The following is a 19,189-nucleotide window of genomic DNA, read 5'->3' on the forward strand; positions in this document are numbered from 1 at the left end:
TTAAGATCCGGTGGGAAAAGAGGCGCTTAACGCCGCCCCAGCGGCACGACCAGCGGCGTATGCGCCACCGGATCGTCAATGATCGTACAGCGCAGGCCGTAAATCTGCTCGATCAGCTCCGCGGTCACAATCTCTTTCGGCGCCCCCTCGGCGACAATTTTGCCGTCGCGCAGGGCAATCAAATGCGTCGCGTAGCGGCAGGCCTGGTTGAGGTCGTGCAGCACCGCCGCCAGCGTGTAGCCCTTCTCGCGATTCAATTCGCTCAGCAGCTCCAGCAGATCGATTTGATGGCTGATATCCAGCCAGGTGGTGGGCTCGTCCAGCAGCATGATGGCGGTTTCCTGGGCCAGCACCATCGCAATCCATGCCCGCTGCCGCTGGCCGCCGGAAAGGGTATCCACGCTTTGCTGCGCCAGGTCGCGAATACCGGTGGCTTTCATCGCTTTGTTCACCGCCTCGTCGTCCTCTTTACGCCAGCGGGTAAACAGCGGCTGGTGCGGGTAACGACCGCGCGCGACCAGCTCCTGAACGGTGATGTCGCCCGGCGTGGTGGCGTTTTGCGCCAGCAGGCCGATGCGTTTTGCCACCTCTTTACTGGCATAGCGCTGGATCTGTTCGCCATCGAGGTAAACGTGACCGCTGGTCGGAGTCATCAGGCGGCTCAGGGTTCGCAGCAGGGTTGATTTCCCACAGCCGTTGGGGCCGATAATCGCGGTGAAATGACCGTCCGGGATGGTCACATTCAGCGATTCGGCGATGATCTTTTTGCCGTACGCCAGGGTCAACTGGTCGCCGCGCAAACGGGGAGAGACTGCGGTCATTTTTTGCGGGACTCCTGAATTAACAACGCGATGAGATAAATACCGCCGATGCTGACGGTGACCACACCCACCGGAAGCTGATAGGGCATAAACAGACGCTGGGCGCTGTAGTCAGCCAGCGCCAGCAGCAGCGCGCCGCACAGCGCCGATTGGGTCAGCCCCCAACGCGCGGTGCCGCTCAGACGGCGAGCAATATGCGGCGCCACCAGGGCAATAAACGAAATCGGCCCGGCCAGCGCGGTGGCGGCGGCGGTCAGCACCACGCCCACCAGCATCAGCAGCAGGCGGGAGCGCTCAACCCTTACGCCGAGCGCGCAGGCGGTATCATCGCCCATTTCCAGCAGCCGCATGCGCCGCGCCAGCAGCGCCGCGCAGACCAGCATCAACAGAATCAGCGGCGCGGAGGGCCAGGTTTTACCCCACGTCAGGCCGTTGAGCGACCCGGCATTCCACAGCCCGGCGGAGAGGGCGGTTTCCAGCGAGGCGCGCAGCAGCAGCCAGGTATTGAAGGCCACCAGCATGGCGCGAACGCCGATCCCGATGATAATCAGGCGAAAGGTCTCGATGCCGTTACGCCAGGCCAGCAGCCAGACCACCAGCGCGGTCAGCACGCCGCCGGCCATGGCCGCGAGGGCGATCGCCGTCAGGTTGTGGCCGAAGATCACCATCGCCACCAGCACGCCGCTCCAGGCGCCGGTGTTGAACCCCATGACATCCGGGCTGCCCAGCGGGTTGCGCATCAGCGACTGAAAAATGGCTCCGCTAACGCCAAGCCCCGCGCCGATCAGCAGGGCCATCAGCACCCGCGGCAGCCGCCATTCGGTGACCACCATGGTGATGTTACGCGGCGCATCGCCCAGCAGGGCGGAAATGACCCGATCGACGCTTAGCGGGACCAGACCGCTGCCGAGGCCGCAAAGGGAGACCAGCAGGCTGGCGGCCAGCAGAATCAGGCAACTGAGCAGCAGACGGCGGGAAGGGGCGATCACATTGCACCTCCACGCGGCTGGCGGCGGACCAGCCAAATCAACACCGGCGCGCCGATAAAGGCGCTGACCACCGAGACCCGCAGCTCGCCGGGAACCAGCAGACGGCCCAGCACATCGGCAAACAGCAGCAGGGCAGGGGTAGCCAACAGGGTGACCGGCAGCGACCAGCGATGGTCGGCGCCCACCAGCCAGCGCGCCATATGCGGCATCATCAGGCCGATAAAGGCGATCGGGCCGACGACCGCCGTGGCGCTGCCGCAAAGAACGGTAATCGCCAGCAGGCCGATAAACTGCGTGCGCGCAACCCGGCTGCCGAGCGCGGTGGCGGTGTCGTTGCCGAGGCTCAGGCTGTTCAGCGCCCGGCTTAACAGCAGCGTCACCGCGGACGCGATCAGCACCGGCAGCAGGACGATTTTCAGCGTTTGCAGCGTGCGCACATCCAGAGAGCCGGCCTGCCAGAAGCGGAGCTGGTCGTAAACATCGGGGTTGAGTAGCGCAATACCGTTAGAGAGCCCTTCGAGCACCGCCGCCAGCGCCACCCCCGCCAGCGTCAGACGCACCGGGCTGAGCTGGCCGCCGCCCTGGCTGCCGGTAAAGGCCACCAGCAGCGAGGCGGCAAAGGCGCCGCAGAAGGCCATCAGCAGCTGCTCCTGCGGCGAATGGATGCCAAACAGCGCCGCGCCGAGCACGATGGCGAAACTGGCGCCGGAGTTGACGCCGAGAATACCCGGGTCGGCTAGCGGGTTGCGGGTCAGGGTCTGCATCAGCGAGCCTGCCAGACCCAGCGCAGCGCCGGCCAGCAGCCCCGCGAGGGTTCGCGGTAGTCGGGCATCAAGTATGATGGTGCAATCGGCGCTCTGACAGGTGCCGGAAAAGGCATCCACGACGACGCTCAGTGGAAGAGGTTTGGCGCCGACGAGCAGGCTGAGCGCAATCGCAACGGCTAAGACGAGCAACAGACCAGGTACGGCAACGGCGCGCACCGTGGTCGTAGAAAACGACATAATTCACATCCCTGGCTTGATAATGATAGTAATTATCGTTATCGATTCTATGCAGTTATGTTAGCATGGCCGCCCACCAGAATGGTATACGCAAGATCATTCAGAATGCATCGCGGCGGCAAACGCTCCCCTGCCTGGAAGTACAGCTAACCGTATGAGCGGGCTATGGAATTGCCGCCGACAGCGACGCAGCCTGAAGGATAACGCGGAGATGGAAATAATCACAAGGCGCTGTCATGAACCGACAATCCCGGCTGCTGAACCTCAGCCTGCTGAAAACTCACCCGGCGTTTCGCGCCGTGTTTATTGCTCGTTTTATCTCAATCCTGTCGCTTGGCCTGCTGGGCGTGGCGATCCCGGTGCAGATCCAGATGATGACCCACTCCACCTGGCAGGTGGGGCTATCGGTAACCTTGACCGGCTGCTCAATGTTTATCGGGCTGATGGTCGGCGGAGTGCTGGCAGACCGCTATGAGCGTAAACGCCTGATTCTGCTGGCACGGGGAACCTGCGGCGTCGGGTTTATCGGCCTGTGTCTCAATGCGCTGTTGCCCGAGCCGTCGTTAATCGCCATCTATCTGCTGGGTATCTGGGACGGTTTCTTTGCCTCGCTTGGCGTGACGGCGCTGCTGGCGGCGACGCCGGCGCTGGTCGGGCGCGAGAATCTGATGCAGGCTGGCGCCATCACCATGTTGACGGTGCGTCTGGGGTCGGTGATTTCGCCGATGATTGGCGGCCTGTTGCTGGCGACCGGCGGCGTCGCCTGGAACTATGGCCTGGCGGCGGCCGGAACGTTTATCACCACCTTGACCCTGCTGCGTCTGCCGCTGCTGCCACCGCCGCCGCAGCAGCGTGAACATCCGCTGAAGTCGCTGCTGGCGGGGTTGAAATTCCTCTTCAATAGTCCGCTGATTGGTGGTATTGCGCTGTTGGGCGGTCTGTTAACCATGGCCAGCGCGGTGCGAGTTCTTTATCCGGCGCTGGCCGACGGCTGGCAGATGTCGGCCTCGCAGATTGGTTTGCTATATGCCGCGATTCCGCTGGGGGCGGCGCTGGGGGCGTTGACCAGCGGTCAGCTGGCGCAAACCGCTAAACCGGGGGCCCTGATGCTGATGACCACGGTCGGGTCGTTTTTTGCCATCGCGCTGTTCAGCCTGATGCCGTTCTGGGAGCTGGGGGCGTTGTGCCTGGCGCTGTTTGGCTGGCTGAGCGCGATCAGTTCGCTGCTGCAGTACACTCTGATTCAGACCCAAACCCCGGAAGCGATGCTCGGGCGGATCAACGGCCTGTGGACCGCGCAGAACGTCACCGGCGATGCCATCGGCGCGGCGCTGCTGGGTGGGCTGGGGGCGATGATGACGCCGGTCGCCTCGGCGAGCGCCAGCGGTTGGGCGCTGGTTATTGTCGGCGTGATGCTGATCGGGCTGCTGGGGGAGCTGCGCCGCTTCAGGCGTCCTGAAACGGTCGCCGAGGTCTGAAACCGCTAGCCCGGATAGCGGGGTCAACGCCTGATCCGGGTCACAGAGAGATGATTGGCGGGTGAGTCGCCCGGCAAAGCGCGGTGCCCGCCGGGAACAGGCATTAGCCGAAGAGGGTGGCGAGACGCTGCAGCACCAGCATGGCGCTGTAGTAGTCGAGGCGGAAGGTTTCCGTGCCCAGTGGATAAACGCGTTTGTTCTCGACCGCCGGAAGATGGGCCAGCAGCGGGTTGGCGTAAATTGCCGCCGCGTCTTTGCTATCGCCGGCGAACAGGAACAGGCTTTGCCCGTTGAGGCCGGTGGCTAAATTCTCTCCGCCCAGCTGGACGATATCGTGGCGTTTCCCCTGGCTCTGGCTGGCATGCAGCCCGGCGGGTAAGGTCGCCAGCGTAAAGCCCAGCTGTTCAAGCATCTGACCCTGCGCCGACGCCGGCGTCCACAGGTTGGCGCTATGGGCGGCGGCAGTATAAACCAGCGCGCTAACCGGCTGCGGCGGCAGTTTCATCTGTTGCTTCAGCGCGGCGAGCTGTTTGTCGAATTCAGCAATGCGCGCCGAGGCCTGTTTTTCCTGACCGGTGATTTGCCCCAGTTGGCTCAGCAGCCCCTGCCAGCTTTTATCGTCGTAATTAATGATAAGCGTTGGGGCAATGGTAGAGAGCTGGTCGTACAGCGGCAGCGCGGAATCTCCGCCGGTGGCGCTAATCAGGATCAGGTCCGGCATCTGTGCGGCGACGGCTTCCGCGCTGGGTTCGCCGATATACAGACGCGCCAGCTTACGTTCCTTCGCGACGGCGCCCCACTGACGCAGGAACCCCTGGTCGTCCGCCACGCGGTTGTTCGGCGTGGTTGCTCCGCTGGCAACCACCGGCGCGTCAATCGCCAGCAGTGAGCCGGTGAGGGTCACGCTGGTGGAGACGATACGCAGGGGTTTGCTTTCCAGCGTGTGCGTGCCGCGGCTATCGGTCACCTGGCGCGGCCAGTCGGCCGCCAGGGCTGAGGTAATTCCTAAAAGCGCCAGCCCGCAGGCCAGGAAGGTACGGCGACACAAAGTGGACAAATTCACGAATTCGCATCCTGATTAAGTTGAGATAAATGCGTCTCATTTTCAACTTTGTATCGCGCGGATGCAAGCCTAAGTAGCACAACATGTCGTTTGTACGGTTGACATGGCAGGCAATACCTTTTAGGTTAGCCAACCAAAATATAAATGATAATTATTCGTAATATCTTTATCGTTTTTTTGGAGGATGATATGGAAACGTCACTGGCCGAGGATATACAGGAAAAGAATATGACCCTGGCAGCGGAAAGCTTCTTCTTTATGTCGCCGTACCGCAGTTTCAGTACTTCAGGCTGCTTTCGCCGTTTTTCCCATCCGGCCGCCGACGGCGCGCTGTTGAGCGGGGAATTCCAGCAGCAAATGGCGGCCGCGTTTACGCAAGCGAAGGCTGCCGGGATCCGCAAACCGGTGATGGTCGGGGCGATTCCGTTTGATACCAACCAGCCGTCTGAACTGTTTATCCCCGAGAGCTGGCAAAATTTCTCCCGCACCGGGAAACAGCAGTCGGCACGCTATGCTTCCTCCCGGACGCCGCCAATGGATATCGTTCAGCGCCAGGAAATTCCTGAGCAGAATGCATTTATGGCGATGGTTGAACGCGCCGCTGAACTGACCGCCACGCCGGAAGTGGACAAGGTCGTGCTGTCGCGTTTAATCGATATCACCACCCGCGATCGCGTGGACAGCGGCGCGCTGCTTGAACGTCTGATCGCGCAAAACCCGGCCAGCTTTAACTTCCATGTGCCGCTCTCGGACGGCGGCGTGCTGCTGGGCGCCAGCCCGGAACTGCTGCTGCGTAAAGAGGGCGAGCGTTTCAGTTCTCTGCCGCTGGCCGGTTCCGCCCGCCGTCAGCCGGATGACGTGCTGGATCGCGAAGCGGGCAACAAACTGCTGGCTTCAGGTAAAGATCGCCATGAGCACGAACTGGTGACGCAGGCGATGAAAACGGTGCTGACTCCGCGCTGCCGTCAGCTGTCGCTGCCGGACTCCCCGCAGCTGGTCACCACCCCGACGCTATGGCATCTGGCGACGCCGATTGAAGGCACCGCGCTGGCGCCGGAGAACGCCATGTCGCTGGCCTGCCTGCTCCACCCGACGCCGGCTCTGAGCGGCTTCCCGCACCAGGTGGCGAAACGTCTGATTGCCGAGCTGGAGCCGTTCGATCGCCAGCTGTTCGGCGGCATTGTCGGCTGGTGCGATGACGAAGGCAACGGCGAATGGGTGGTGACGATTCGCTGCGCCCGCCTGCACGAGCGTACGCTGCGTCTGTTTGCCGGCGCCGGCATTGTCCCGGCCTCCTCTCCGCTGGGAGAGTGGCGCGAAACCGGCGTCAAACTGACTACCATGCTGAACGTATTCGGCTTGAATTAAGAGGCGATGATGATTGAATTTAACCGCTGGCCGGAAAGTTTTGCCGCCCGCTACCGTGAGAAAGGTTACTGGCAGGATCTGCCGTTAACCAATCTGATTACCCGTCACGCCGACAGCGATGCCGTCGCCATTATCGACGGGGACAGGCACTACAGCTATCGTCAGTTCAACCAGCTCGTGGATAATCTGGCCTCCTCGCTGCAGCGTATGGGGCTGAAACGCGGTGAAACCGCGCTGGTGCAGCTGGGTAACGTCGCCGAATTTTACGTGACCTTCTTCGCGCTGTTGCGGATTGGGGTGGCGCCGGTCAATGCCTTGTTCAGCCATCAGCGCAGCGAACTGAACGCCTACGCGACGCAAATTGAACCCGCGCTGCTGATTGCCGATCGCGATCATGGGCTGTTTGCCGACGACAGTTTCCTTAATGCCTTTGTCGAACAGCATGGCTCGGTGCGGGTGGTGCTGCTGCGTAACGATCGCGGAGAATATGACCTGGCGGCAGCCATCGAGCAGCAGGCGGATAACTTTATCGCCAATCCGACTCCTGCCGATGAAGTGGCCTTTTTCCAGCTCTCCGGCGGCAGTACCGGGACGCCAAAGCTGATCCCTCGCACCCATAACGACTACGACTACAGTATCCGTCGCAGTAACGAAATTTGCGCTATCAGCGCCGACACGCGCTACCTCAACGCGCTGCCCGCCGCCCACAACTATGCCATGAGCTCACCGGGTTCGCTCGGCGTCTTCCTCGCCGGAGGCCGGGTGATCCTGGCCGCCGATCCGAGCGCGACGCTGTGTTTCCCGTTGATTGAACAACATCAGATCAACGTGGCTTCGCTGGTGCCGCCTGCGGTCAGCCTGTGGTTACAGGCGATCCGCGAGGGCGCCGGGAACGGCCAGCTGCGTTCGCTGACGCTGCTGCAGGTTGGCGGCGCGCGCCTGTCAGCGACGCTGGCGGCACGCATTCCGGCGGAGATTGGCTGCCAGCTCCAGCAGGTCTTTGGCATGGCGGAAGGGCTGGTGAACTACACCCGCCTCAACGATAGCCCGGAACGCATCATCAATACCCAGGGCTGTCCGATGTGCCCGGATGATGAAGTGTGGGTCGCGGATGCCGATGGTAATCCGCTGCCGCGTGGAGAAGTCGGACGCCTGATGACCCGCGGGCCGTACACCTTCCGCGGCTACTACAAAAGCCCGCAGCACAACGCAGAAGCGTTTGATGCCGACGGTTTTTACTGTTCCGGCGATCTGATCTCGATCGACGAGGACGGCTATATCACCGTGCAGGGGCGTGAAAAAGATCAGATCAACCGCGGCGGCGAAAAGATCGCGGCGGAAGAGGTGGAAAACCTGCTGCTGCGTCACCCGGCGGTGATCCATGCCGCGCTGGTCAGCATGGAGGACAGCCTGCTGGGCGAGAAGAGCTGCGCTTATCTGGTGGTGAAAGAGCCGCTGCGTGCGGTCGCGGTCCGCCGCTTCCTGCGCGAACAGGGCGTGGCAGAATTTAAACTGCCGGATCGCGTGGAGTGCGTTGATGCACTGCCGCTGACGCCGGTAGGTAAAGTGGATAAAAAACAATTACGTCAGTGGCTGGCCGCACGCGAGCCGGGCTGAAGGAGAAGACAGAATGGCCATCCCTAAATTACAGGCTTACGCGCTGCCGGAAGCCAGCGATATCCCGGCGAACAAAGTCAACTGGGCTTTTGAGCCGTCCCGCGCCGCGCTGTTGATCCACGATATGCAGGAATATTTCCTCAACTTCTGGGGGGAAGACAGCGCCATGATGGCGAAAGTGGTGGCGAACATTGCCGCGCTGCGCGATTTCTGCAAACAGAATAACATTCCGGTGTTTTACACCGCGCAGCCGAAAGAGCAAAGCGATGAAGACCGTGCCCTGCTCAATGATATGTGGGGACCGGGTCTGACCCGCTCACCGGAGCAGCAGCAGGTGATTGCCGCCCTGGCGCCGGATGAACACGACACCGTGCTGGTGAAGTGGCGCTACAGCGCGTTCCACCGTTCGCCGCTGGAAGAGATGCTGAAAGAGACCGGCCGCGACCAGCTGATCATCACCGGCGTCTATGCCCATATCGGCTGCATGACCACCGCCACCGACGCCTTTATGCGCGATATTAAGCCGTTCTTCGTTGCCGACGCGCTGGCGGATTTTAGCCGTGAGGAGCACCTGATGGCGCTGAAATATGTCGCCGGGCGTTCCGGCCGGGTGGTGATGACCGAAGAGCTGCTGCCGCTTCCGGCATCCAAAACGGCGCTGCGGGCGCTGATTCTGCCGCTGCTGGATGAGTCCGACGAGCCGCTGGATGATGAAAATCTGATCGACTACGGGCTGGACTCGGTGCGCATGATGGCGCTGGCCGCGCGCTGGCGTAAAGTGCACGGCGATATCGACTTCGTGGCGCTGGCGAAAAAGCCGACGATCGATGCCTGGTGGGCGCTGCTGTCCCGTGAGGTGAAATAATGGCCGGGCTGGATTTTCAGGGGCAAACCGTATGGGTCACCGGCGCCGGTAAAGGCATTGGTTACGCGACGGCGCTGGCGTTCGTTGAGGCCGGCGCGAAGGTGACCGGTTTCGATCTCGCCTTTGACGGGGAGACCTACCCGTTCGCCACGGAAACGCTGGACATTGCCAACCCGGAACGGGTGGCTGAGGTGTGCGGGCGGCTGCTGAACGGCATGGCGCGTCTCGACGTGCTGGTTAACGCGGCGGGCATTCTGCGCATGGGCGCGACCGATGAGCTGAGTCTGCAGGACTGGCAGCAGACCTTTGCCGTCAACGTAGGCGGGGCGTTTAACCTGTTTCAGCAGACGATGGCTCAGTTCCGTCGCCAGCAGAGCGGGGCGATTGTCACCGTGGCCTCTGACGCGGCCCATACGCCACGCATCGGGATGAGCGCCTATGGCGCATCGAAAGCGGCGTTGAAAAGCCTGACGCTGACCGTTGGCCTGGAGCTGGCGGGAAGCGGAGTGCGCTGTAATCTGGTTTCACCGGGTTCCACCGATACCGATATGCAGCGCACGCTGTGGGTTAGCGATGATGCCGAGCAGCGGCGTATCCGTGGTTTCGGCGAGCAGTTTAAACTCGGTATTCCGCTGGGGAAAATTGCCCGTCCGCAGGAGATCGCCAGCACGATTCTGTTCCTCGCCTCCCGTCACGCCAGCCATATTACGCTGCAGGATATCGTGGTCGACGGCGGCTCGACGTTGGGGGCATAAATGGTCTGGAAACGTCAGCTGACGCTGGATGCGCTTAACGCCACCAGCGAGAATACGATGGTGGCCCACCTGGGCATTATCTACACCCGGCTGGAAGAGGGGCTGCTGGAAGCGGAAATGCCGGTTGATGCCCGTACCCACCAGCCGTTTGGCCTGCTGCACGGCGGCGCGTCCGCGGCGCTGGCGGAGACGCTTGGGTCGATGGCCGGCTGGCTGATGACCGAAGAGGGTCAGTGCGTGGTGGGCACCGAACTGAATGCCACCCACCATCGGGCGGTCTCCAGCGGTCGCGTACGCGGCGAGTGCCGCCCGCTGCATCTGGGGCGCCAGGGCCAGAGCTGGGAAATTGCGGTGTTCGACGAGCGGGGCCGTCGCTGCTGCACCTGCCGCCTGGGCACCGCGGTGCTCGGCTAAATAATCTGCTCGCTCCCCCTACGCCGCGATCCGGAGGGGGGGACTGACGATGTATCATGTAGCGCTTTCTTGCGGGCGATACATTCCATTTTCCCCTCAGAAGTGATCTCGCTAGCAATGTGAGATAAATCCCTGCCTTTGCACGACATCTGTACGGTTTCAATGTTGTTAAACCCGGCGTTGTGTTCTAGAAACAAAATGTAACATCCTGATTACCCTACCTGTGGAACACAACGATGAATCATTCAGGGAAATACCTCATCTGGACATTGCTCTCCGTTGTCGGAGCCTTTGCCCTCGGCTACATCGCCTTAAACCGGGGTGAGCAGATTAATGCGCTATGGATTGTCGTGGCGGCAGTCTGTATTTATCTGATCGCCTATCGTTTCTATGGACTCTACATCGCCAACAATGTACTGGCGGTTGACCCGACGCGGATGACGCCCGCCGTGCGGCATAACGACGGGCTCGATTATGTCCCGACGGATAAGAAAGTGCTGTTCGGTCACCATTTTGCGGCCATTGCCGGCGCGGGGCCGCTGGTGGGGCCGGTGCTGGCGGCGCAGATGGGCTACCTGCCGGGGATGATCTGGATCCTCGCCGGGGTGGTGCTGGCGGGGGCCGTGCAGGACTTTATGGTACTGTTTGTCTCCACCCGCCGCGACGGGCGCTCGCTTGGCGAGCTGGTGAAAGAGGAGATGGGGCCGACCGCCGGCGTGCTGGCGCTGGTCGCCTGTTTTATGATCATGGTGATTATCCTCGCGGTACTGGCGATGATCGTGGTGAAAGCCCTGACCCACAGCCCGTGGGGGACCTATACCGTCGCCTTCACCATTCCGCTGGCCATTTTTATGGGGATCTACATTCGCTACCTGCGCCCGGGGCGCATTGGCGAAGTGTCGGTGATCGGTCTGGTGATGCTGGTGTTCGCCATTGTGTCCGGCGGATGGGTGGCGGAAAGCCCAACGTGGGCGCCGTGGTTTGATTACACCGGCGTACAGCTGACCTGGATTCTGGTGGGCTATGGCTTCATCGCTGCCGTTCTTCCGGTATGGCTGCTGCTGGCGCCGCGTGATTACCTGTCGACCTTCCTGAAAATCGGCACCATCGTCGGCCTGGCGATCGGCATCCTGATTATGCGCCCGACGTTGACCATGCCGGCGTTGACGAAATTTATTGATGGCAGCGGCCCGGTATGGTCCGGCAGCCTGTTCCCGTTCCTGTTTATTACCATCGCCTGTGGCGCGGTCTCCGGTTTCCATGCGCTGATCGCCTCCGGCACCACGCCGAAGATGCTGGCGAACGAAGGCCAGGCCTGCTTTATCGGCTATGGCGGTATGCTGATGGAGTCTTTCGTCGCCATTATGGCGCTGGTGGCGGCCTGCGTTATCGACCCGGGCGTTTACTTTGCCATGAACAGCCCGATGGCGGTCCTCGTGCCGGCGGGCGCCACCGATGTCGTCGCTTCCGCCGCGCAGGTGGTGAGCAGCTGGGGCTTTAGCATCACCCCGGAAACGCTGCGCCAGATAGCCAGCGAAGTGGGCGAGCAGTCGATTATCTCCCGGGCGGGCGGGGCGCCAACGCTGGCGGTCGGGATGGCCTATATCCTGCACGGTTCGCTGGGGGGGCTGATGGATGTCGCCTTCTGGTATCACTTCGCCATTCTGTTTGAAGCGCTGTTTATTCTGACGGCGGTGGATGCGGGCACCCGTGCGGCGCGCTTTATGCTGCAGGATCTGCTGGGGGTGGTGAGTCCGGGGCTGAAGCGAACCAACTCGCTGCCGGCGAACCTGCTGGCCACCGCGCTGTGCGTACTGGCCTGGGGGTACTTCCTGCATCAAGGGGTGGTCGATCCGCTCGGCGGGATTAACACGCTGTGGCCGCTGTTTGGTATCGCCAACCAGATGCTGGCCGGTATGGCATTGATGCTCTGCGCGGTGGTACTGTTTAAAATGAAACGCGAGCGCTATGCGTGGGTCGCCCTGTTGCCGACGGCCTGGCTGCTGATTTGTACCCTGACCGCCGGGTGGCAGAAGTCGTTCAGCCCGGATACGAAGGTGGGTTTCCTGGCGATTGCCAATCAGTTCCAGGCGATGATCGATAGCGGCAATATTCCTGGCCAGTACACCGAATCACAGCTGGCGCAGCTGGTCTTTAACAACCGACTGGATGCGGGATTAACCATCTTCTTTATGGTGGTGGTGGTGGTACTGGCGCTGTTCTCAATCAAAACCGCGCTGGCGGCGTTGAAAGAGGAGCAACCTACGTCAAAAGAGACGCCGTACGAGCCGCTTCCTGCCAATGCTGAGCAGCTGGTGACCCAGGTGAAGCGCGCACATTAACACTTAGCCCCTTTCTGCCTGCGGAAAGGGGCTGTTCTGAGAGGCCAACATGTTTGATACCCTTTCCAAAGCCGGGAAGTATCTGGGCCAGGCGGCAAAAATGATGATTGGCGTGCCCGATTACGATAACTACGTCGAGCATATTCGCCAGACGCATCCCGAGCAGACGCCGATGACCTATGAAGAATTTTTCCGCGAGCGTCAGGACGCGCGCTATGGCGGTAAAGGCGGCGCAAAGTGCTGTTAAACCGTTCCCTCAGTCCTTCACTCCCCCGTCCCTCCGGCTCTCGCCTGAGCCGGCGCGGCGGCCCGCTGGCCGTTTCCGCGTTTTTTTAGCCGTTAATGCACCTGCCGACGGACGTTTTCCACTTTCTCAAAGGCCGCCTTCAGGGTCTGCGGGGTCAGCTCGACCGGCAGGAAGTGGATCGACTCCCCCGGACGCAGAGTATGGGCGATAACCTTATCCAGTTCGACCGGGTTGTGGATATCCACGTCGAGCTCCGCCAGCGTGGTGGGCAGGTTAAAGCGCTGCCAGGCGCTCACCAGCTGGGCTAAAACATCGTCCTGGCCGAGCAGAGCGCTCTGCACCAGAATGCCGTAGGCCACCTTGGTGCCGTGCAAAAATTTGTCGGTCTGCGGCAGCACCGTCAGGCCGTTATGTACCGCGTGCGCGGCGGCGACGCGGGTATAGCGCTCGCCTAAACCGCCCACCATCCCGCCGCCGGCGATAATAGCGTCGATTACGTCGCGAAGCGCCTGGGTCAGTTCACCGCGCTGCCGATCGGCCAGCGCCGTTTCGCTGCTTTCCAGCAGCACATCGCGAATCGCCAGCGCGCCGTTAATCCCCAGCCGTACGGTCAGCGGCAGCGTTTCCGGCTGCGGCGCCAGCACGACCGCTTCGTACCATTTCGCCAGCGTATCGCCGATCCCCGCCAGCAGATACTCCGCCGGGGCGTGGAGGATGATGTGCGGCTCTACCAGCACCAGGAAGTTGGCGTCGTCGAAGATTTCAAAATGCAGCGCCTGCCCGGCGTCGTTGTACCACACCGACAGCGGGGTCCAGGCGGCGCAGGTCGCAGCGATGGTGGGGATTGCCACCACCGGCAGAGCTAAGCGCCGGGCCACGGCTTTGGCGGTATCCAGCAGCGCGCCGCCGCCGACGCCAATGACCACCGCGCGGTCATCACCGGCAGTCTGCGCCAGCTGCGCCACGTCGCTTTCGCTGCAATGCCCTTTAAATAGCACCTTTTTGGCACCGACGGCGTGGAACGCTGGCGGCAGGAAGGGCTCAGCGCCGGCGATCGCGCGCTCACCGTAAATCCAGAGCGCGCGGGAAAGCTGCTCTGCGCTGTAAAAATCCGCCAGGCGCGCCAGGCTGCCGGGATGGGAAAAATAGTTGGCGGGGCCGGGTACCACGCGGATATCGCTGTTGCTCATGAACGCTGTCCTTATTCTCGTTTCGCTAACCTGATGTTATGTCTGGACATCCAGATGGCTAATATTATTTCGTTTTATCTTATGCCTTTTACGCAGTTGTCAGTCAAGGTCAGCTGTGAAAAATTCGTTAAATCAGAATATTAATCGTAAAGGGTAGCAGGGGATGGCAGTGAATCGCCTTGAGATGAACAACATTAACCTCGCCTTTTCCGGCTTTCGGGCGCTCAGCAACGTGGCGTTCACCCTGCATGGGGGATCGGTGCACGCGCTGACCGGCGCGAACGGCGCGGGGAAATCGACGCTGATGGCGGTGCTATGCGGGACGCACGCGCACTATGAAGGTGAGATTGTTATCAATAACCAGCCGGTGAATATTCGCTCGCCGCGCGATGCTAAGCTGCTGGGGATCCATCTGGTGCAGCAGGAGGTGGACGTGGCGCTGGTGCCGGGCTTAAGTATCGCGGAAAACATTATGCTGGATCGCCTCGCGGAGCCGGCTCAGCGCTTCAGCTGGCGGCGGGTGCGCGAACAGGCGCGCGAGGCGCTGGCCCAGCTGGACGTCGCCCTTGACGTGCGGCGTCCCATCGATAGCTGCACGCTGGCGGAGAAGCAGCAAATTCTGCTGGCCCGCGCGCTGTCGCACCATTGTCGTTTTCTCATTCTTGATGAACCCACCGCGCCGTTGGACCGGCATGAAAGCGAACGGCTGTTCACGGTGGTGCGCCGTCTGCAGCAGCAGGGGATTGGCGTGGTGTTTATCTCCCACCGTATTCATGAACTGAAGGCCATTTGCGACACCCTGACGGTACTCCGCGACGGTCGGCTGATTGAAAGCGGTCCGATGGCGGATCTCAGCGGCGAGCAGATTGTTGAGAAGATGCTCGGCCACGAGCTGAGCGACATTTTTCCAGCGCGGCGCCCGCCGCACGGCGAGGAGATTCTGCTGCAGGTGGAAGGTCTGCACGACGAGGGGCTACTGCAGGACATCTCGCTACGCCTGCGCAAAGGGGAAATCCTGGGGATCGCAGGGCTGGCGGGGGCGGGGAAAACCGAGCTGTGCAAAGCGCTGTTCGGCGCCAGTAAAAGCCGCCTGACCCGCGGGGAGCTGAATAGCCAGCCGTGGCGGCCTCGCGACCCGGCGGACTCGGTGACGCGCGGGCTGGCGCTGGTGCCGGAAGAGCGGCGCAAAGAGGGCATTTTTATTGAAGAGCCGATCGGCATGAACCTGGCGGTCAGCGCCGATAATAGCTTTTCGCGCTGGAGCCTGTTTGGCCACCGCCAGGCATGGCGCTGGGCGGAGGAGGTGATTGCCCGTATCGGCATTCGCACCACCGGCCCGGCCCAGACGCTACGCCGTCTGTCCGGCGGCAACCAGCAGAAGGTGGCGATCGGCAAGTGGCTGCGCGGCAACGCCAACGTGTTGATTTTCGATGAGCCGACCAAAGGCGTCGACGTAAAAGCAAAAACCGACCTGTTCAACCTGATCGACGGGCTGGCGCGAGAGGGCAAAGGGGTGATTTACGCCTCGGGCGAATTCTCGGAGCTGGTGGGGTTGTGCGACCGTATTTGTGTATTGTGGGATGGCCGCATTGTGGCAGAAATTCCGGGCGCTGAGGCCCGGGAAGAGACTCTACTTTATTACTCCACCGGAGGAGCAGCAGCGTGAGCAAGGCCCTGGCAGTGAACGCGACGGCATCGGGCCGTCAGCGATTTTTTGATTTTCTTTATAAATGGGGCATGTTGCTGACCGTGGTGCTGTTGATCGCCGTATTTGGCCTCGCCGCGGACAACTTCCTTGACCCGTTCAATATCATCAACATTTTGCGTTCTATCGCCATCGTGACGGTGATTGCCATCGGCGTCTCCGTCTCGCTGACCATTGGCGGTTTCGACCTCTCGGTAGGGTCAACCGCCTCGCTGGCTAACGCGCTGGTGATTTCGCTGTTTGTCTGGCACGGCTTCGGCACCACGGAAGCGATTCTGCTCACCCTCGCGCTGTGTACGCTGGTGGGGCTGTTTAACGCCTTTTTAATCGTGGTACTGCGTATTCCCGACATGCTCGCCACTCTCGCCAGCCTGTTTGTGATTCAGGGCGTGGCTATGACCTACAGCTACGGCGGGTCCATTACCGAGAACATGGTCATGCCGGGCGGCGATATGGCTGAAGGGACGATTCCGGCAGCCTTTGGCTCGCTGGGGCAGGTGCCGACCATCGTTATCGTCATGCTGGTGGTGACGCTGGTCGCGCAGCTGGCGCTCTCTTTCACCACCCACGGGCGACGGATGTACGCCATCGGCGGCAATCCGGAAGCCGCGCGGCTCTCCGGCCTGCGTATCACCCGTTATAAAGTGGCGGCCTACGTTATCGCTTCGCTGTTGGCCGGGCTGGGCGGGATTTTGCTGGCCTCGCGTATCGGCTCTTCACAGGTTAATGCCGGCGGCGGCTATCTGATGGATGCGGTGGCGGCGGCGTGGATCGGCTTCTCCCTGGCGGGGTCAGGTAAACCGAACGCCCTCGGGACGCTGGTGGGGGCGGTGATTCTTGGCGTCCTCTCCAACGGTCTGGTGATGCTGTCGGTGCCGTACTACGCGATGGACATTATTAAAGGACTGGTGCTGGCTGGCGCGTTAGCACTGACTTATTTTCAGCGCCGCACTTAATCATTTACAGGGTATACACATGAAAAAAATCACGCTGTCTGTTATTGCGCTGGGGCTGTTGAATTCCGTGGCGGCCTGGGCTGAAACACCTGCGCCGGTACCGGCCGCTATCGCCGAACATAACGGACCAATCCGGATTGCGGTGATCCGTAACCTCGGCTCTGACGATAACACCACCCAGTTTGTCTCCGGCGCGATTCAGGAGGGCAAAAAGCTCGGTTTTAAGATGAGCACCTTCCTCAGCAACGGTGATGATGCCAAATTCCAGGATTTCGTTAACCAGGCGATTAGCCAGAAATACGACGGGATTATTCTCTCCCAGGGGCGCGACCCGTATGCCACCGCGCTGGTGAAGAAGGCGGTGGATGCCGGGATTAAAGTGGCGGTGTTCGATACCGCCATCAGCGGCGAGATCCCGGGGGTTACCGTGTCCCAGCAGGATGACGCCTCGCTAACCGATCTCTCCTTTGGCCAGCTGGTGAAAGATTTCAACGGCAAAGCCAATATTATCAAGCTGTGGGTTGCCGGTTTCCCGCCGATGGAACGCCGTCAGGTGGCTTATCAGGCGCTGCTCAAGCAAAACCCGGGGATTAAGGAGCTGGAATCGATTGGCGCCGTCTCTTCCGATGTGCAGGGCGATACCGCCAATAAGGTCGGGGCGATTTTAGCCAAGTATCCGAAAGGCAAAATTGACGCGATTTGGGGGACCTGGGATGCCTTCAGTCAGGGAGCCTATAAGGCGCTGAAGGAGAACGGGCGGACCGAAATTAAACTCTACAGTATCGATATCTCCAACCAGGATCTGCAGCTGATGCGTGAATCAGGCAGCCCGTGGAAGGTCAGCGTCGCGGTGGATCCGAAACTTATCGGGGCGACTAACGTCCGTCTGGTGGCGAATAAAATCGCCGGCGAACCGACCCCTGCTACCTATGACTTCAAGGCGGCAGCTATTCCGCAAGCGCTGCTGGCGGCGCAGCCGGGGGCGGTCAACGTCGCGTCCCTGGGGAAAATTATCCCGGGCTGGGGGCAGACCGAGGACTTTATCGCGCCGTGGTTCGCCACGCTGGAAGCGAAAAACAAAGGCTAAGGAGCAGCGATGGCGACGGCACTTCCGCGTCCCGATTACAGCCGCAATATGCGGCTGATCGGGCATAGCGATCAGGGCGGCCGGCCGGACGGCGTTCAGCTGATGGTTCACCGCGGCTACGCCTACATCGGCCATATGGTGTCGCAGGGCTTTTCGATTGTCGACGTGCGCGATCCGCGGCATCCGCAAACGGTGAACTACATCGCCGCGCCGGCAGGCACCTGGAACGTTCATCTGCAGGCCCATGATGATTTACTGTTGGTGATCAACGCCCGCGACCTGTTTGCCGATACCCGCTTTGCCGATGAGAAGGTCTATTACACCCGCTCGGTCGGCGAAACGGTTAGCGATGTCCAGGATCGCGGCTGGAGCGCCGGGCTGCGTATTTTTGATATTTCCCGTCCCGAACAGCCGCGGGAAATCAGCTTTCTGTCGCTCAACGGCATCGGTATTCATCGCATCTGGTACGTCGGCGGCCGCTGGGCCTATGTTTCCGCGCTGATTGACGGGTTCAGCGACTATATCTTCCTGACCATTGACCTGGCCGACCCGCGTAAGCCGGAGGTCGCCGGGCGCTGGTGGCTGCCGGGGATGCATCAGGCGGCGGGGGAGCAGCCGAGCTGGCCGCAGGGGAAACGTTACGCGCTGCATCACGCCATTATCGCCGGGGATACCGCCTACGGCAGCTGGCGTGACGGCGGCCTGACCTTGCTCGACGTGAAGGACAGGACTCAGCCGAAGCTGATTAGTCACCGTAACTGGAGCCCGCCGTTTGGCGGCGGCACCCATACGGCGCTGCCGCTGCCGCAGCGTAATCTGCTGGTGGTGCTGGATGAGGCGGTACTCGATAACCAGCAGGACGGTGAAAAACTGATCTGGCTGTTTGATATCCGCGAGCCGACCAACCCGGTGAGTATCTCGACGTTCCCGCAGCCGCAGGAGACCGACTATGTGGCGAAAGGGGCGCACTTTGGCCCGCATAACCTGCATGAAAACCGTCCCGGCAGCTTTATCAGCTCAACGCTGATCTTCGCCACTTACCAGAATGCGGGCGTGCGCGCCTACGATATTTCTGATCCCTATCGGCCGGTGGAGACCGGCGCGCTGGTGCCTGCCGCCCCAGCGAAAATGATGGATACCCGTCCGGGTCGCCCGCGGGTAATTCAGTCGTGCGACGTGTTCGTGGATGCGCAGGGGATCATCTACAGCACCGACTATAACGGCGGACTGTCGGTGATCGAATATCTGGGGTAAGGGATCGCGAGCCCCGGTAAGCGTAGCGCTACCG

General features: G+C 61.3%; 17 protein-coding genes. 12 read left to right on the forward strand and 5 right to left on the reverse strand.

The features are described from left to right. Positions 1-26: 26 nt before the first annotated feature. The 3 genes from fepC to fepD are packed head-to-tail and all read right to left on the reverse strand — an operon-like array spanning position 27 to position 2,814. Positions 27-821, reverse strand: coding sequence for an iron-enterobactin ABC transporter ATP-binding protein (fepC, locus tag EDF73_RS10210; RefSeq protein ID WP_132728819.1), 795 nt, complete (start codon positions 819-821; stop codon positions 27-29). Beyond that, entirely contained in the window at positions 818-1,810 is a 993-nt protein-coding gene (gene fepG, locus EDF73_RS10215; RefSeq protein WP_165905687.1) for an iron-enterobactin ABC transporter permease, read from the reverse strand. Before fepG ends, fepC begins: the two co-directional genes overlap by 4 nt. Next, entirely contained in the window at positions 1,807-2,814 is a 1,008-nt protein-coding gene (gene fepD / locus EDF73_RS10220) for a Fe(3+)-siderophore ABC transporter permease (protein ID WP_132728821.1), read from the reverse strand. Before fepD ends, fepG begins: the two co-directional genes overlap by 4 nt. A 236-nt stretch (positions 2,815-3,050) precedes the next feature. On the opposite strand from fepD, the gene entS reads away from it, so the two are divergent. Next, complete coding sequence (entS, locus tag EDF73_RS10225) at positions 3,051-4,292, forward strand: enterobactin transporter EntS (RefSeq protein WP_132728823.1); 1,242 nt, start codon at positions 3,051-3,053, stop codon at positions 4,290-4,292. A 103-nt stretch (positions 4,293-4,395) separates the two neighbouring features. On the opposite strand, the gene fepB is transcribed toward entS, so the two are convergent. Next, complete coding sequence (gene fepB / locus EDF73_RS10230) at positions 4,396-5,340, reverse strand: Fe2+-enterobactin ABC transporter substrate-binding protein (RefSeq protein WP_243655214.1); 945 nt, start codon at positions 5,338-5,340, stop codon at positions 4,396-4,398. A gap of 204 nt (positions 5,341-5,544) precedes the next feature. Here fepB and entC point away from each other — a divergent pair, with 204 nt between their 5' ends. The 7 genes from entC to EDF73_RS10270 all read left to right on the forward strand — a co-directional run bounded on the left by entC (position 5,545) and on the right by EDF73_RS10270 (position 12,963). Continuing rightward, complete coding sequence (gene entC, locus EDF73_RS10235; protein ID WP_132728827.1) at positions 5,545-6,723, forward strand: isochorismate synthase EntC; 1,179 nt, start codon at positions 5,545-5,547, stop codon at positions 6,721-6,723. 9 nt (positions 6,724-6,732) lie between these two features. Next, positions 6,733-8,340 (forward strand): (2,3-dihydroxybenzoyl)adenylate synthase EntE, encoded by a 1,608-nt coding sequence (gene entE, locus EDF73_RS10240; protein WP_132729031.1) that lies wholly within the window; start codon positions 6,733-6,735, stop codon positions 8,338-8,340. A gap of 13 nt (positions 8,341-8,353) precedes the next feature. Next, on the forward strand, positions 8,354-9,205 hold the full coding sequence (entB, locus tag EDF73_RS10245; RefSeq protein WP_132728829.1) for an enterobactin biosynthesis bifunctional isochorismatase/aryl carrier protein EntB: 852 nt from the start codon (positions 8,354-8,356) through the stop codon (positions 9,203-9,205). Further along, complete coding sequence (gene entA, locus EDF73_RS10250; RefSeq protein ID WP_132728831.1) at positions 9,205-9,960, forward strand: 2,3-dihydro-2,3-dihydroxybenzoate dehydrogenase EntA; 756 nt, start codon at positions 9,205-9,207, stop codon at positions 9,958-9,960. Before entB ends, entA begins: the two co-directional genes overlap by 1 nt. Then, on the forward strand, positions 9,961-10,374 hold the full coding sequence (gene entH / locus EDF73_RS10255; protein ID WP_132728833.1) for a proofreading thioesterase EntH: 414 nt from the start codon (positions 9,961-9,963) through the stop codon (positions 10,372-10,374). Positions 10,375-10,610: 236 nt separating this feature from the next. Further along, positions 10,611-12,716 (forward strand): pyruvate/proton symporter CstA, encoded by a 2,106-nt coding sequence (cstA, locus tag EDF73_RS10265; protein WP_132728836.1) that lies wholly within the window; start codon positions 10,611-10,613, stop codon positions 12,714-12,716. Between the two features lie 49 nt (positions 12,717-12,765). Further along, positions 12,766-12,963, forward strand: a complete 198-nt coding sequence (locus EDF73_RS10270) for a YbdD/YjiX family protein (protein WP_032688939.1) — start codon at positions 12,766-12,768, stop codon at positions 12,961-12,963. A 92-nt stretch (positions 12,964-13,055) separates the two neighbouring features. On the opposite strand, the gene EDF73_RS10275 is transcribed toward EDF73_RS10270, so the two are convergent. Beyond that, the gene (locus tag EDF73_RS10275; RefSeq protein WP_132728838.1) at positions 13,056-14,153 is read right to left on the reverse strand and encodes an oxidoreductase; all 1,098 of its coding nucleotides are present in this window, start codon (positions 14,151-14,153) and stop codon (positions 13,056-13,058) included. A 163-nt stretch (positions 14,154-14,316) separates the two neighbouring features. On the opposite strand from EDF73_RS10275, the gene EDF73_RS10285 reads away from it, so the two are divergent. The 4 genes from EDF73_RS10285 to EDF73_RS10300 are packed head-to-tail and all read left to right on the forward strand — an operon-like array spanning position 14,317 to position 19,155. After that, entirely contained in the window at positions 14,317-15,819 is a 1,503-nt protein-coding gene (locus tag EDF73_RS10285; protein WP_132728842.1) for a sugar ABC transporter ATP-binding protein, read from the forward strand. Then, positions 15,816-16,814, forward strand: a complete 999-nt coding sequence (locus EDF73_RS10290) for an ABC transporter permease (RefSeq protein WP_132728844.1) — start codon at positions 15,816-15,818, stop codon at positions 16,812-16,814. Before EDF73_RS10285 ends, EDF73_RS10290 begins: the two co-directional genes overlap by 4 nt. 19 nt (positions 16,815-16,833) lie before the next feature. Beyond that, on the forward strand, positions 16,834-17,901 hold the full coding sequence (locus EDF73_RS10295) for a sugar ABC transporter substrate-binding protein (RefSeq protein WP_132728846.1): 1,068 nt from the start codon (positions 16,834-16,836) through the stop codon (positions 17,899-17,901). 9 nt (positions 17,902-17,910) lie between these two features. Beyond that, on the forward strand, positions 17,911-19,155 hold the full coding sequence (locus EDF73_RS10300) for an LVIVD repeat-containing protein (protein ID WP_132728848.1): 1,245 nt from the start codon (positions 17,911-17,913) through the stop codon (positions 19,153-19,155). Positions 19,156-19,189: the final 34 nt, after the last annotated feature.

This window comes from Klebsiella sp. BIGb0138, from assembly GCF_004342285.1.
GTDB lineage: Bacteria > Pseudomonadota > Gammaproteobacteria > Enterobacterales > Enterobacteriaceae > Klebsiella.

Bases quoted from the DNA above. Each gene is read 5' to 3' on its own strand.
- fepC (WP_132728819.1), bottom strand. From the start codon at position 821: ATGACCGCAGTCTCTCCCCGTTTGCGCGGCGACCAGTTGACCCTGGCG.
- fepD (WP_132728821.1), bottom strand. From the start codon at position 2,814: ATGTCGTTTTCTACGACCACGGTGCGCGCCGTTGCCGTACCTGGTCTG.
- entS (WP_132728823.1), top strand. From the start codon at position 3,051: ATGAACCGACAATCCCGGCTGCTGAACCTCAGCCTGCTGAAAACTCAC.
- entC (WP_132728827.1), top strand. From the start codon at position 5,545: ATGGAAACGTCACTGGCCGAGGATATACAGGAAAAGAATATGACCCTG.
- entE (WP_132729031.1), top strand. From the start codon at position 6,733: ATGATTGAATTTAACCGCTGGCCGGAAAGTTTTGCCGCCCGCTACCGT.
- entB (WP_132728829.1), top strand. From the start codon at position 8,354: ATGGCCATCCCTAAATTACAGGCTTACGCGCTGCCGGAAGCCAGCGAT.
- entA (WP_132728831.1), top strand. From the start codon at position 9,205: ATGGCCGGGCTGGATTTTCAGGGGCAAACCGTATGGGTCACCGGCGCC.
- entH (WP_132728833.1), top strand. From the start codon at position 9,961: ATGGTCTGGAAACGTCAGCTGACGCTGGATGCGCTTAACGCCACCAGC.
- cstA (WP_132728836.1), top strand. From the start codon at position 10,611: ATGAATCATTCAGGGAAATACCTCATCTGGACATTGCTCTCCGTTGTC.
- EDF73_RS10270 (WP_032688939.1), top strand. From the start codon at position 12,766: ATGTTTGATACCCTTTCCAAAGCCGGGAAGTATCTGGGCCAGGCGGCA.
- EDF73_RS10275 (WP_132728838.1), bottom strand. From the start codon at position 14,153: ATGAGCAACAGCGATATCCGCGTGGTACCCGGCCCCGCCAACTATTTT.
- EDF73_RS10285 (WP_132728842.1), top strand. From the start codon at position 14,317: ATGGCAGTGAATCGCCTTGAGATGAACAACATTAACCTCGCCTTTTCC.
- EDF73_RS10295 (WP_132728846.1), top strand. From the start codon at position 16,834: ATGAAAAAAATCACGCTGTCTGTTATTGCGCTGGGGCTGTTGAATTCC.
- EDF73_RS10300 (WP_132728848.1), top strand. From the start codon at position 17,911: ATGGCGACGGCACTTCCGCGTCCCGATTACAGCCGCAATATGCGGCTG.